Source organism: Streptomyces sp. Rer75 (assembly GCF_013414305.1).
GTDB lineage: Bacteria > Actinomycetota > Actinomycetes > Streptomycetales > Streptomycetaceae > Streptomyces > Streptomyces himastatinicus.
In genome coordinates this window covers 4,657,159-4,670,353 of the sequence record NZ_CP058693.1, presented here as the reverse complement: position 1 = coordinate 4,670,353, position 13,195 = coordinate 4,657,159, and the positions used below count along the sequence as shown (strand labels likewise).

Genomic DNA, 13,195 nt, shown 5'->3' with positions numbered 1-13,195 from the left:
CGCCGGTCCACAGAAAGCGTGGGGTGGTAGCGGCCATACAGATTGGCAATTACGCCTTCGGGAGCACGAGGGTTGTGGCCTTCAACCAGGATTCCATCGGCGAGGACGACGCCATCGCCCTGTGTCCACCATAGATCCGACTCGGAGGACGAGTAAGTGGGGCCCACTGACGGGCGGTCATGGCGGAGTGTGTCAGCAGCGAGGTCTGCTCGCAGTACCCCCGGTTCCCACTCCTGCGCGCGCGAGCCGTGCACCGCTCGCGTCCGGTATGGCGCCACCCACAGTACGCTGGCCAGCTGCTCCACCGCCGACTGCCGCGACCCCGACACCGTCAGGTGCAGGCGTACTCGCGTACCCGACCAGTCGCACGGCCCCTCGTCTTCGATGCGGAACAGGTTGCCCGGACCCGCGATAGTGACCTTCAAGAGCCTTCCAGGGCGGCCATCGCGGTCGAGTCGGCACGTATGGACCGTGATCTCGTCCGCCAGCATGAAGTAGCTGAGCACGCCGATGCCGAAGCGACTGTTGGGGTGTAGTTCGACGGGCGGGTCGAGCTCAGCCCAATCAGCGGCCTCCTCCACGTACTCCGGCAGGTCGACGAAGCGGGCGCCGCCTTGGGCGAAGGTGTGGCTGAGTTCGTTGACGCCCATGCCGATGCCGTTGTCTCTGCATTCCAGGTATGCGCGGCCCGCGTCGTCGGTGCCCTGGACGAACTCGATCAAGCCGTCCCAGTACTCCACCCGCTGACCGATCCGGCGGAGGTACGTTGTCCGGGCGTCGCGGTAGCGACAGGCATCAAGGGCGTTCTGGTAGAGCTCGCGGACGGCCAAGCCGCGGTCGCCGTACAACTGCTCACCCATCAGCAACTCCTGGACCCGGTCCTCGGCGAGGTGGAAGCGGATCCCGGAGGACAGGTTGGCGGGGGCGTTTCCGCTGGGGCGTACCCGGCCCGCGTTGGCATACGGGGGCAGGGCGCTCAGCGGAGCAAGGGCGTGGCCTGCCTTGGTCGAGGACTGGTTGATGTCGCGGAGCAGGGAGTCGACGCGCTGAGCGTGCTCCTGGAGGGCGATCTCCACGGCCGGGTGTTGGCAGACAGCCTTGAGCGCGCGCCCGGAACCGGATTCGAGCCACTGGGATGAGCGGAGAGTGGTGAGGAGTTCGGGAAGGACGACGCTGTCGGAGATGCCGAGGTGGTCCGTGATGACCTCGGACAGATCCACTGGGCCAATGGCCAGCGCGTGGGCGCTCTTCGCGAGACAAGAAACGAGGGATTCGCGGACCTCGTGCTCGTCACGAGTGCTGGCGGCGATGGGCTCGTGGTCGGCGAGCGTTCCAGGACGCGGTGGCGTGAACGGGGCAGTGCGCTGATCCTTGATGAAGCGCATCAGACGCTCGCTGGACAGTGCTTCCCGGAACCAGGCGGGATGGTCGGGGCCGGAGAGGGCGGGGCCGAGGAGTTCCTTGAGGGACTGGGGCGCGTAGACATCGGGCTGTTGCAGCACCCAGCGGTGGAACAGCCACCATCGGATGTGATGCGCCGAGTCATCCGTGGCGCCGGTCTGCCGGAGGCGTCTCAGCCGGCGGTCAAGACGGGGGTAGCCCGGAATGAAGGACCGGAAGGCATCGCATTCGGGGGTCCGGTCGGTCTCATCAGCGGTGAGTATGCCGACGCGGCGTGCGGACTCCTGGGTCCAGAACGCCTGGCTGACAAAGGGCAGCAGGGCGAGGAGCGCGGCCTCGGTGGGAGACAGCGAGGCGTCCCTGGGTAGTTTGCTGGTCAGGAACCCCATCCGGTCGTGGGTACGTCTGGCCAGTTCGGCGTCGTGCCATGGGTCGTTCCGCAGGGACGTTGCGGCTCTCTCGTACGACTCCGCCAGTCGACTCGCCAGGGCAACACACACGTCCTTGAGCGCGTCACCGGAAACGCACCGTTCCCAGGCTGGATGGCCGATGACAGCTCGTACCCACGGGTGCTCCCCCGTCTCGCGGGTCGGGCCCGGCAGGACGGCGAAGTCGCGCTTGTCAACATCGGTGGCGACCCGGATGCGCTGGAGCGCTTTGGACTTGCGGTAGGCGGAGTGGAGCTGGGTAATCCGCTCCTGGACGGCCTCTTCGAACTCGCTCAGGTGCAAGGCGTGCGTTCGGCTGCCGACCACATCGCACAGGGCGCGGGAGAACAGGCTGAATGACTCATTGGGTGTCGTCCCGACGTCCGCGCCTTCTTTGACGTTCTCCTTGTCGTTGACGAACAGGGCGAACTGGCCCGGGGAGCATGCATACACACGGGCGACCCTGCGGTCCAGGGCCGCGACCTGTTTGCCCTTCTCCAGCCCTCGACACCGGCCGGGCCCATCGAGTCCTGCTCGATGCCCTCACGGCAGGCGTCGATGAGGAAGACGACCTGTGCCGCCGCGCACTCGTTGAGCTGCTTGCTCCAGTCGAGGGGGACGCAGCTGTCTGCGAAGGGGTGGACCTGGAAGCTGGCGTCTTCGGGAATGAGGTAGTCGGTGCCCTGGAAGTGCTGACCGTGGCCGCTGAGGAGGATGAACAGCGTGTCGTGCCGCTTGGCCTCTCGTAGGAAGCGGCTGACCTGGTCCTTGACGAAGTTGAGCGTGATGCCGCGCCGGTGCTCGGCGATCTCCGCTGAGTGGAAGCCTCGGTCGGTCAGCGCCGTGGCCAGCCGCTGGAGGTCGTCCCGTACGAACGGCAGCGAGCTGATGGCCGGCTCGTCGTAGTCGCTTGCGCCGATGAGCAGCGCCTTGTACCGCGTGGTCATGGTGCGCGCCGCGATCTACGGGCGCTTGAAGGTGAGGGTGAGCCCTCGGGTGCCCTGTACCTGGCCTGTCCCGATGAGCTGGACGCCGCCGCTCGCAGTGACCTGGAAGGACAGCTGGGCCTCCGCGAGCGGGAGGGTGCCACCGCGCGCCGCCACGTCGGCGAAGACCTGCTGTAGGGCGTCGACCGTCTCAGCGAGGTTCTTGCGGAGCGGGCCGAGGGGGACCATGCGCAGTTCGGGGTCCCCGCCGCCGAGGATGCCCATCGAGTCGTCGTCGCCGTCCTCGGTCACCTCGACCCAGAAGGGGAGTGTCTGGTCATCGAGGTGTACTGCGTTGTCGTCCATGCTGCCCCCTGGCGTGCGCGGATGGTGCGTCAACTCTAGAGCCGCGAACGGTACATGTTACGTGCCCAGCAGCTCCAGCTCCGTGGTCATGTTGTGGCGGGCCGCCGGCTCCCAGCGCTCGTGGCCGATCGGGGTGCGGAACAGGCAGGGCAGGCCCAGGAGGTGGCGGAGGACGTTCGCGCGGCCTTCGCGGAAGGTGTCGTCGGGGACGAAGGCGTACTCCTCGCGGACCGCCGCCGCGTATGCGCTGTAGTCCTCGGGCGAACCCGCCAGCACCGCCAGGTCGGCGTCGCAGAGGACTTCGCCGTTGGTGTCGCCCTCGGCCGGGTCGTGGTCGGTGGTGAGGCGGACGAGGCGGGCGGTTTCGGCGACGCGGGCCTCCGGGACGCCTGCCTCCGGGAGGGCGCGTTCGGCGAGGCGGGCGCTGCGTTCCTCGTTGGTCGAGCGGTCGGGGAGGTAGACGGCGTCGTGGAACCAGGCGGCGAGGCGGACCGCGTCGGGGTCGGGGGCCTCGGTGTGCTCCAGCAGCTCGTCGACCCGGTCCAGCACCGCGATCAGGTGGTCGGTGGTGTGGTAGCGGCGCTGGGGTTCGGCCCAGCGGGAGAGGAGCTCGCGGCCGTAGGGGGCCGGGTCGGGGGTGGTGGTGCCGCGGGCGCTGTTGAGGAGGAGCGCCCAGCGGGTGAGGAGCGCGGGGTGGTCGGACATGGGCCCATTCTCTGGGGTGCGGGTTGCGGGGGAAGCGGGGTGTGGCAAGCTATGCATCATGTCTAGACCAATTCTCGAGGTTATCGCCCTCCACCCGGAGGACGCGATCGCGGCTGAGGCCGGAGGGGCGGACCGTCTTGAGCTGGTCACCGATATGGCAGCCGATGGGCTGACGCCCTCGCGGGAGACCTTCGCCGCCGTCCGTTCGGCGGTGGATCTGCCGGTGCGGGTGATGCTCCGTGCGTCCGACGGGTTCGCGGCGGGGGGCGCCGCGGCCGTCGACGCGCTGTGCCGTAAGGCCGCGGCGCTGCACGCGGAGGGTGCGGATGAGTTCGTGCTCGGATTCCTCGCCTCCGATGGTCTGGCCGATCTGGCTGCGATCGCCGCGCTGATCGAGGTCATCGGCGCCGGGCCGGGGGTGGACGAGAGCCGGTGGACCTTCCACCGGGCCATCGATCGCGCCGCCGACCGCGACGTGCTCCGTCGGCAGCTGGCCGGGCTTCCCGGCCTGGACACCTACCTCACCGCCGGTTCGGCCCATGGCGTCGACCACGGCCTGCCGACCCTCCGGGCCGAGGCCGCCCGTGCCGGGGCGCCGGGGTACGAGGCGCGGATCATGGTCGGCGGAGGTCTCCGCCTCGACCACCTGTCCGAGCTGCGCGCCGCGGGCGTCACCGCCTTCCACATCGGCAGCGCGGCCCGGCCCGGCGGATGGCACGGCTCGGTGGACGCGGCCGCCGTCGGGCAGTGGCGCCTCGCGCTCGACGCGCCGGTGCCGGTGGGCTGAGGCGGCGTTCAGCGGGGGTCGTCAAACGCGGGTCGGTAAGCTCTCGCGGACGGGCCTTGAGCAGATGGGGAGCCGCGTAGTGATACGAGACCTTTACAACGTCCGGTTGCGACCCGCGGAGGGCATCGTCACGCCGCTGACCGACGAGGAGGAGCAGCGGTTCCGGGCTCTGTTGTTCAGTGAACTCGGCAACAAGATCGCCGACCAGGGATGGGCACGTTTCCCGGCGTATACGCCGGAAGACCGTCGTCGGCTGGTCGATGTCGCGCAACGCCTCACCACCTACTGGGGGCAGCAGGTGTTCGTTGAAGCCGAAGACGAGTGCGGCCTCAGGCTCTGCCTCGCTGGTTACGAAGCGCTGCCGAAGACGTCGCCGACGCATTCCTGAGTCCGGCCGCCGGGTCGGGGCGTGACGCGGACCGATGGTCGGCGACGATGCGGGAGGGGGTCGGGGTCGGAGGGGTGGGGTCCTGGACGCTGACGTGTATGTGTGGCGCCGCTCGTCAAACGGTCACTTCACGCTTCCGGGCTGCGGCGCCGTAAATATACGGTCCAGGGCCCTGCCCCGGAGGCCCCGGCCCCCGCACCCCCCACCCACCGGAGCCGCACCCCCCACCCACCGGCAGGTCTACGACGCCAGCCGCTCCGGCAGCGGGGCCGCGTGCACCACCGTCAGGCCCGAGACGGCTCGGGTCAGGGCCACGTAGAGGCGGCGCAGGCCCGTGCGTTCGTCGGGTTCGCCGTCGACCACGGCGGCCGGTTCGTCCAGCACCACGTAGTCGTACTCCAGGCCCTTCGCCAGCGTCGCGGGCACCAGGGTCAGCCGGGCCTCGGGGCTGGTCTCCTCGCCGGGGGAGAGGTGGGTCAGGCCCGCCGCGTCGAGGGCTGAGGCCAGCGCGGGGATGCGGGCGTCGGCCGCGATGAGGCCGATGGAGCCCTCGTGCGTCAGGGCCTCGCGGCAGGCGGTGATGACCGCCGCGTCCAGGTCGGCCGCCGCCACGGCCCGTACGGCGAAGTCGCCCGCCGCCTCGCGGATCGAGGTGGCCTCCGACAGGCCGGGCGCGATGGCGGGCAGCAGCCGCGACGCGTACGCGATCACCTCGCGCGGCACCCGGAAGCCCTGGGTCAGTTCCTCGACGGTGGAGCCGGGTTTGCCCAGGTGGGTGAGGGCCTCCTCCCAACTGTCCGTGGCCCAGGGGGTGGTGCCCTGGGCCAGGTCGCCGAGGATGGTGGCGGAGCCGGTGGTGCAGCGGCGGCCGACGGCGCGGTACTGCATGGGGGACAGGTCCTGCGCCTCGTCGAGGACCACATGGCCGAGGGAATGGGTGCGTTCGATGAGGTCGGCGGCCTCGTCGACGAGCACCACGTCCGGCGGGGACCACTTCGCGGACTTCACGCTGCGCGGCGGCTTGGCCCACAGGAGGGTCTTCTGTTCGTCGGCGGTGAGGATGCCGTCCGCGTGGGCGGCCAGGAAGTCGGCGTCGGAGAGCAGCCGCAGCACGAGTTTGGCGGGGTCGACGGGCGGCCAGATGGCCTTGACGGCCGCCTTCACGGCGGGGTTGCGGGCCACCGCGTCCTGGACGCGGTCGTCGGGGGCCTCGCCGGCCTGCTCCATGCGGACGAGTACGGCGTGCGCGATGCGCTGCGGGAGGGCGTCGCGGGCCGCGCCGTAGCGGATGTCGCGGGCCAGCAGTTCCTGCACGGTTTCCTCGATCTCGTACGCAGGTACCCTCCAGCGGCGCGAGCCGCGGACCACGACGCACGCTTCGGTGGGCGGGGTGACGTGCGAGCGCAGGGCCCGGCGCAGCACCTCTGCCATACGGGCGTCGCCCTTGATGCGGGCCACGTCGGCGGAGTCGGCGCCGCGCACCTCGACGCCCGTGGCGGGGCGCGCCACCAGGTCCTCGACGGTGGCCTGGGCGACCTGCAACTCGCCCAGCGCGGGCAGGACTTGCTCGATGTAGTGGAGGAAGGAGCGGTTCGGGCCGATGACGAGGGTGCCGGAACGGGCCAGCCGCTCGCGGTGGGCGTAGAGGAGGTACGCGACCCGGTGCAGGCCGACGGCCGTCTTCCCGGTGCCCGGCGCGCCCTGGACGCAGACGGTGCCGCCGATTCCGGCGCGGACGATCTCGTCCTGTTCGGGCTGGATCGTCGCGACGATGTCCCGCATGGGGCCGACGCGCGGCCGCTCGATCTCGGACTGGAGCAGCTTGCTGGTCTGTTCGGCCTCGGTGGGGTCGGAGAGCTTTTCGTCCTCGTAGGCGGTCAGCTCGCCGCCCGTGTAGCCGAAGCGGCGGCGCAGCCCGACGTCCATGGGCGCCTTCTTGGACGCCTGGTAGAAGGGCTGCGAGACGGGGGCGCGCCAGTCGATGACCATGGGGTCGCCGTCGCCGTCGTGCACATGACGGCGGCCGATGTAGAACGATTCGCCCTCGGCCCCCTCCGCCGCTTCCGCGCCCGGCGCGTGCAGATAGTCGAGGCGGCCGAAGAAGAGCGGGGTGTGGGAGAGGTCGGCGAGGGCCTTGATGCGCTCGCTGACCTGGTGGTGCAGGGCTTCGGCGTTGACCCAGTTGGCGGCGACGTCCCGGAGGTCGAGGGCCTCCACGTCGGCGCGCATGGCGCGCAGGGCGGCGCGGGAGGCGGCGAGGTGGGAACGTTCCCGCGCGAGCGGGTCGGACAGGAGTGGTTCTGGCTGGTCAGGGGCGTGCGAGGGCACGGCGTAGCCTCCGGCGGGTACACGAAGCAGCGTTGCGGTACGTACGAGATGCCAGCCGGTTTCCGTCCGGCCGACGGCTCTCCCGAGCGGGAGGCGGCAAGACGGGGGATTGTAGCCACGGCGTGGACGGGCCGCGAATGATTTACGTCGGCTTCGGTTTACACCGTGTTCAGGCGGAGTTGGAGCCCTCGCGGGCCCTAACGGAACCAGGTCGGCGTCAGACGTCCTCGTCCGCGAGCAGCGCGCTCGCGTCCACGATCCGGTACGCGTACCCCTGCTCGGCCAGGAACCGCTGGCGGTGCGCCGCGAAGTCCTGGTCGATGGTGTCGCGCGCGACGACCGAGTAGAAGACCGCCGGGTGGCCGTCGGCCTTCGGCCGCAGCACCCGGCCGAGCCGCTGGGCCTCCTCCTGGCGGGAGCCGAAGGTGCCGGAGACCTGGATGGCGACGGTGGCCTCGGGGAGGTCGATGGAGAAGTTGGCGACCTTCGAGACGACGAGGACGGACAGCTCGCCCTCCCGGAAGGCGTCGAACAGCTTCTCGCGCTGCGCGTTGGTCGTCTCGCCCTTGATGACGGGCGCGTCCAGATGCTCGCCCAGCTCGTCCAACTGGTCGATGTACTGGCCGATGACCAGCGTCTGCTGCCCCTTGTGCTTGGCCACCAGCGCCTCGGTGATCCGCTGCTTGGAGGCGGTGGTGGCGCAGTAGCGGTACTTCTCCTCGGTCTCGGCGGTCGCGTACGCCAGCCGCTCGGTCTCGGTGAGGTTGACGCGGACCTCGACGCAGTCGGCGGGCGCGATGTAGCCCTGCGCCTCGATCTCCTTCCAGGGCGCGTCGAAGCGCTTGGGGCCGATGAGCGAGAAGACGTCGGACTCGCGGCCGTCCTCCCGTACGAGCGTGGCGGTCAGGCCGAGGCGGCGGCGCGCCTGGAGGTCCGCCGTGAACTTGAAGACCGGCGCGGGCAGCAGATGCACCTCGTCGTAGATGATCAGGCCCCAGTCGCGGGAGTCGAACAGCTCCAGGTGCGGGTAGATGCCCTTCCGCTTGGTGGTGAGCACCTGGTACGTGGCGATGGTGATCGGGCGGATCTCCTTGCGCGTACCGCTGTACTCGCCGATCTCCTCCTCGGTGAGGGAGGTGCGGCGCACCAGCTCGTGCTTCCACTGGCGGGCCGAGACGGTGTTGGTGACCAGGATCAGCGTGGTCGACTTGGCGGTGGCCATCGCACCCGCCCCGACCAGCGTCTTCCCGGCGCCGCAGGGCAGGACGACGACGCCCGAGCCGCCGTGCCAGAACCCCTCGACGGCATGCTTCTGGTACGGGCGCAGCGCCCAGCCGTCCTCGTGCAGGTCGATGGCGTGCGCCTCGCCGTCCACGTAGCCGGCCAGGTCCTCGGCGGGCCAGCCCAGCTTGAGCAGCGTCTGCTTGATCTGGCCGCGCTCGGAGGGGTGGACGACCACGGTGTCCGGGTCGATGCGGGCGCCGACCAGCGGCTGGATCCGCTTCGACCGCAGGATCTCCTCCAGCACGGGACGGTCGCTGGTCTCCAGGACCAGCCCGTGCGTGGGGTGCTTGAGGAGGCGCAGCCGCCCGTAGCGGGCCATCGTCTCGGCGACGTCGACGAGCAGGGCGTGGGGTACGGGGTAGCGGGAGAACTCCACGAGCGCGTCCACGACCTGCTCGGCGTCATGTCCGGCGGCGCGCGCGTTCCACAGGCCGAGCGGGGTCACCCGGTAGGTGTGGATGTGCTCCGGGGCGCGCTCCAGCTCGGCGAAGGGCGCGATGGCGCGGCGGCACGCTTCTGCCTGCTCGTGGTCGACCTCGAGCAGGAGCGTCTTGTCGCTCTGGACGATGAGCGGTCCGTTCACGCGCCGAGTCCTTTCGTGTCGCCGGGGGCCAAAGAACCAGTGTCCCTCATCGGCCGGGTATGGCGGAGGGCCACAGGGATACTCCGTACGGCGAGGGGCAAGCGGGGTCACTAGGGGGGCCGGAACGAGGCGGGAGGTAGGTCCCTGTGATCAGCATCGCTGGGTGGGAGATCCGGCGGGCGTTGAAGAGGACGCCGACGAGGAGCGGGTCGGCGAGGAGCGCGCCGGGGAAGGGCACGAAGCGTACGAGGAGCGCGCCGGCGAAGAGCGCGACGAGTGCGAAGAGCGCGTCGAAGGGGAAGGCGGCCGGGGCGTCGACGTCGGCGCGGGCGAAGCCGGCGGGTGCGAAGTCGGCGGGTGCGAAGTCGGCGGGCGCGAAGAAGAAGCCGCCCGGCGCGGCCGCCAAGAAGCCCGGTACGGCGCAGAAGGCGGCCAAGGCGGCGGCCGCCCCCGACTCCGGGTCCCCGCCCCTCCAGCGCGATTCGCTGGGCTCCCGTGCCGCGCGGGTGCTGGTGATGCTGCTGGCGTTCGTCTGCATGGTCGGGTTCGCGGCGGCGCTCGCCAAGGTCACGCTCGTACCGTCGCCGGGGTCCAGCGATCTCGTGCACACCAATCTGCGCCCGGGCGATTCGCTGCGCGCCTACCTCGACCAGCCCGCCATCCGGGACACGGTGAAGCAGATCGGCGGCAACGTGCTGCTCGGCGCGCCCTTCGGCGTGCTGCTGCCGATGCTCGTGCCGAAGGCGCGGGGTGCGGTGCGGGTGGTGCTGGTGACGTCGCTGGTGATGGTGCTGGTCGAGATCGCACAGGGCGCGATCGTCGAGGGCCGGGCTTTCGACATCGATGACGTCATCCTGAACACGTCGGGCGCCCTGCTCGGCTACGTCCTGATCGGCCGCCGCCTCGGTCACGCCCTCCACCCGCGCCGCCGCCACTGGTGGCAGCGAGGTCGCAGCTCCGCCTAACCCACGTCGTCGGCCAGTTCCGCGACGCCCGTGATGCGGTGGAGGGGGTACGTGCGGATCTCGTCGGCGGTGTGGTCGTACGCGGTGACGTAGCCGCCCTCGACGCGGACAGGGGCGATGACGCGCTGGCTGGCGGCGCCGTCCGCGTTGACATAGCCGATCCAGACGGCGGAGCCGGTGAGGGCCGCGGCCTGCACGGTGGCGAGGGTGTCGGCGGAGGTGGTGCGGGGGAGAGGGGCGCCGGTGGTGGCCTCGGTGGTGCCGGATCCGGCGGTGGCGGCCGGGGGCTTGTGGGGCGCGGTCGCGGCGAGGTCACCGGCGCGGATGGCGCGTACCGCCGCGCCCAGCAGGGTGGCGTCGGGGACGGGCGGACCGTCCGGGACCGGGGCGGGCGGTGTACGGGGCGGAGTGCGCTGGGCCTCGGCGCGGGTGACCAGGACGTCGCCCTCGGCGGATTCGGCGGCCGGTGCGTACCCCATGGCGCGCAACCCCTCCAGCAGCGCGTCCGGCGGTGCCTGGGCGGCCAGCACGGTGGGGGCGAGACGCCGCAGGCGCAGGCCCGCGGAGCGGCGGTCGGCGAGGATCTCGGCGAGCAGGGTCTCGTCGTCGCAGCGCAGATAGGCGGAGGCCGCGCCGATGCGGAGGTGGCCGTGCTTACGGGCGACGTCGTCGATCAGGTACGTGAGGGGCTGCGGCACCGGGGTGCGGGAGTGCGCGGCGAGGAAGGTGTGCAGGTCGTCGGCGGCCCGTCCGGCGTCGAGTGCGCGGCGTACGGAGGCGGGGGTGAAGCGGTAGACGGTCGCGCCGCCCTTGGACTCGATCTCGGCGAGGATGCCGAGCGCGTCGGCGAGCGGCCGCTCCAGCGGGCCGGGGGCGACGGCGGTCAGGTCGGCCTGGAGGAGTACGTGGTCGAGGGGTTCGGGGAGGAGCGGGGCGAGGAGCCGTGCCGCCTCGGCGGCGAGCGCGGCGGCCTCGGCCGGGGTTGTGGCGGGGGGTGCGGTGGTGAGGGTCTCGGTCGTGGCGGGCGGTGCCTGGGCCGTTCCGGTTGCCTGGGCCGCCTCGGCGGCCGGGCCCAGGAGCGCGCGGCCGTGGGCCGAGAGCGCGGCGCGGCCCGTGACGCCGAGCATTTCGGCCTCGCTGAGGGTCCAGCGCGCCAGCCGTGACCGGAGATCGTCCCTGGTGGTGGCGGTGGTGGCGGAGGCGGTGGTCAGCCCTCCGGCTCCGGTTCCTACGGCGCCCGTAACGCCGGAGGCCCACGTCCCACTGGCCCCTTGGGGGGCCGTACCCGCTGCCCCCACACCCCCGGCTCCCCTGGCGCCAGCGGAGCCCGCGGCTCCGGCTCCCCTGGCCCCCGCGCCCGCGGGGCCCGCCGCACCCGCCGCGCCCAGCGGGCCTCGGTGGGCCGGGCGCTCCCACCGCAGGCGGGTCAGCAGCGCGTCGGGGTCGGGGGCGGCGCCGGGCGGGAGGGCGGCGAGGAGTTCGAGGACCCGGCGGCGGACCTCGGGGGCCGGGGAACGGTCCAGGTCGGCGCCGAGGGCGGACAGCGTGCGGCCCTTGCTGTCGCGGCCGCCGATCAGGCCCGACGTACGGGTCGCGGCGAGCCAGGCGGTGGCGAGCGCGGCCCAGCGTTCCTGGGCGGGCAGCCGCAGCCAGTCGTCATAGGCGGGGGTGGGTGCGTACCGTTCGTCGGTCTCGCCGTCGGAGGCCAGCAGCCCGGCCGCGTACGCCAGCTCGATCCAGAAGGCGGCCACCGGCTCGGAGACGTCGAGTGCGACGGCGGTCCGCTTGAGGTCGCGCACGCTCAGCCCGCCCGCGCGCAGCACGGGAGGCCCGGCGCTCTCCCATTCGCCCAGCAGCTCCTCGACGGTGGCCAGCGCGGTGAACGCCTGCCCCGCCGCCGCTTTGTCCACAGCCTGTGGATCGTGTTGCGCGGCGGACGCCAGCGGCGGGGCCACCGGCTCGGGCGCGCGATGGGCGCGGCCGCGGCGCAGATGCAGGGCGACCTCGCGGGGGAGGACGACGTTCCGCGGCCCGGACGGCAGCAGCAGACCGCGGTCCAGCAGCCAGGCGACGGCCGGGGTGGGGGAAGCGACGGACACCTCCCCGTACGGCGGGCCCCAGGTCAGCCTGGCGAGCACGGCGGCCGCGCCGTCGGGTGCCCCGGCGAGCAGCGCCGCCATCCGGTCGCGGTCGTCGAACAGCTCGGTCAACGCGGCGACGGCCGTCACCGGATCGTGGGTGGCCGGCAGCCCGGCCGCCGCCAGCAGTTCCTGGAGCCGCCCCGGCGACATCCCCGCGGTGGCCTCGTGCACGGTGGGCCCGAGACCGGTCGGCGACGGCGAGGTGGGCGAGGGCGCGAGCAGCTCCCGCGCGGTACGGACGAGCCGCAGCCGGTCGTCCCCGCCCCAGACCAGCGCCTGCGCGCGCAGCGTGGCGACGGCGCGCGGCAGCTCGGCGGCGACCCGGTCGCGGAGCGCGGCGGCGGCAGCATCTCGGTCGGCGGCGGCGTCCCGGTTTGTGGCGGGGGCAGCGTCTCCCGGGCCCGCGGCGTCCCCCGGGGCCGCGGCGCCCCCTTCGCCCGCAGCGCCCCTGGCGGCGTCGGCGCCCTCGTCGGCTGCGGGGGCGTCCCCCGTCATCAGGGCGCTCAGCGTCTCGTACGGGCACGGGTCCGGCGCGACCGCCAGGGCCTCGGCGGTCTGGAGGGCGAAGCGGTCGAGCCGTTCCACCGCCCGGACGACCGAGGCGCGGGTGCCCGCCCGGGTGGCGAGCTGGGTGAGGTCGCCCGGGACGGGGGACAGCAGGTCGGGGCGGGCGCGCAGCAGGGCGGCGAGCGCCTCGTCGGGGCGCGTGCGCAGCTCCTCGGCCAGCGTGCGGGGTGCCGCGCGGCCGCTGGCGTCTGGGCCGGTCCCTGCGGTCACGCATGCCTCCCGATTACGCGAGCTGCTCATTCGATCCACAGTACCCGGGGGTGCCGGGCGCCGGGGGTGCGGCGCAATCCAGCCTCCGCACGGTACCGTCGGTGCCGTCTGACACG

The 13,195-nt window shown here is 72.2% G+C and carries 10 protein-coding genes; 3 read left to right on the top strand and 7 right to left on the bottom strand.

Going from position 1 to position 13,195, the window contains the following annotated elements:
* Positions 1-2,122: 2,122 nt before the first annotated feature.
* The 3 genes from HYQ63_RS19580 to HYQ63_RS19570 are packed head-to-tail and all read right to left on the bottom strand — an operon-like array spanning position 2,123 to position 3,826.
* Positions 2,123-2,776 carry a caspase family protein gene (locus HYQ63_RS19580; protein ID WP_179935128.1) on the bottom strand — a complete coding sequence of 218 codons (654 nt, stop codon included), beginning with the start codon at positions 2,774-2,776 and terminating at the stop codon, positions 2,123-2,125.
* 15 nt (positions 2,777-2,791) lie between these two features.
* Positions 2,792-3,121: a hypothetical protein gene (locus HYQ63_RS19575; RefSeq protein WP_179935127.1), complete on the bottom strand. Its 330-nt coding sequence runs from the start codon at positions 3,119-3,121 to the stop codon at positions 2,792-2,794.
* Positions 3,122-3,178: 57 nt separating this feature from the next.
* Positions 3,179-3,826, bottom strand: coding sequence for a hypothetical protein (locus HYQ63_RS19570; RefSeq protein ID WP_179935126.1), 648 nt, complete (start codon positions 3,824-3,826; stop codon positions 3,179-3,181).
* Positions 3,827-3,881: 55 nt separating this feature from the next.
* Between HYQ63_RS19570 and HYQ63_RS19565 the strand changes: the two genes are divergently transcribed.
* Together HYQ63_RS19565 and HYQ63_RS19560 are read left to right on the top strand one after the other, a co-directional pair.
* Positions 3,882-4,613 carry a copper homeostasis protein CutC gene (locus HYQ63_RS19565; protein WP_179940307.1) on the top strand — a complete coding sequence of 244 codons (732 nt, stop codon included), beginning with the start codon at positions 3,882-3,884 and terminating at the stop codon, positions 4,611-4,613.
* A gap of 106 nt (positions 4,614-4,719) precedes the next feature.
* Positions 4,720-5,001, top strand: a complete 282-nt coding sequence (locus tag HYQ63_RS19560; protein ID WP_257231956.1) for a hypothetical protein — start codon at positions 4,720-4,722, stop codon at positions 4,999-5,001.
* 240 nt (positions 5,002-5,241) lie between these two features.
* Here HYQ63_RS19560 and HYQ63_RS19555 read toward each other — a convergent pair whose 3' ends face one another.
* The 3 genes from HYQ63_RS19555 to HYQ63_RS45660 form a co-directional block, all read right to left on the bottom strand.
* Positions 5,242-7,329: an ATP-binding domain-containing protein gene (locus tag HYQ63_RS19555; protein ID WP_179935124.1), complete on the bottom strand. Its 2,088-nt coding sequence runs from the start codon at positions 7,327-7,329 to the stop codon at positions 5,242-5,244.
* Positions 7,330-7,546: 217 nt separating this feature from the next.
* Complete coding sequence (locus HYQ63_RS19550) at positions 7,547-9,196, bottom strand: DNA repair helicase XPB (protein WP_179935123.1); 1,650 nt, start codon at positions 9,194-9,196, stop codon at positions 7,547-7,549.
* A 46-nt stretch (positions 9,197-9,242) separates the two neighbouring features.
* Positions 9,243-9,734 carry a hypothetical protein gene (locus HYQ63_RS45660; RefSeq protein WP_179935122.1) on the bottom strand — a complete coding sequence of 164 codons (492 nt, stop codon included), beginning with the start codon at positions 9,732-9,734 and terminating at the stop codon, positions 9,243-9,245.
* Between HYQ63_RS45660 and HYQ63_RS45655 the strand changes: the two genes are divergently transcribed.
* The gene (locus HYQ63_RS45655; RefSeq protein WP_179935121.1) at positions 9,712-10,161 is read left to right on the top strand and encodes a VanZ family protein; all 450 of its coding nucleotides are present in this window, start codon (positions 9,712-9,714) and stop codon (positions 10,159-10,161) included. The two genes, HYQ63_RS45660 and HYQ63_RS45655, sit on opposite strands and share 23 nt — an antisense overlap.
* On the opposite strand, the gene HYQ63_RS19535 is transcribed toward HYQ63_RS45655, so the two are convergent.
* Positions 10,158-13,109, bottom strand: coding sequence for a helicase C-terminal domain-containing protein (locus HYQ63_RS19535; RefSeq protein ID WP_257231955.1), 2,952 nt, complete (start codon positions 13,107-13,109; stop codon positions 10,158-10,160). The two genes, HYQ63_RS45655 and HYQ63_RS19535, sit on opposite strands and share 4 nt — an antisense overlap.
* Between the last annotated feature and the right edge of the window lie 86 nt (positions 13,110-13,195).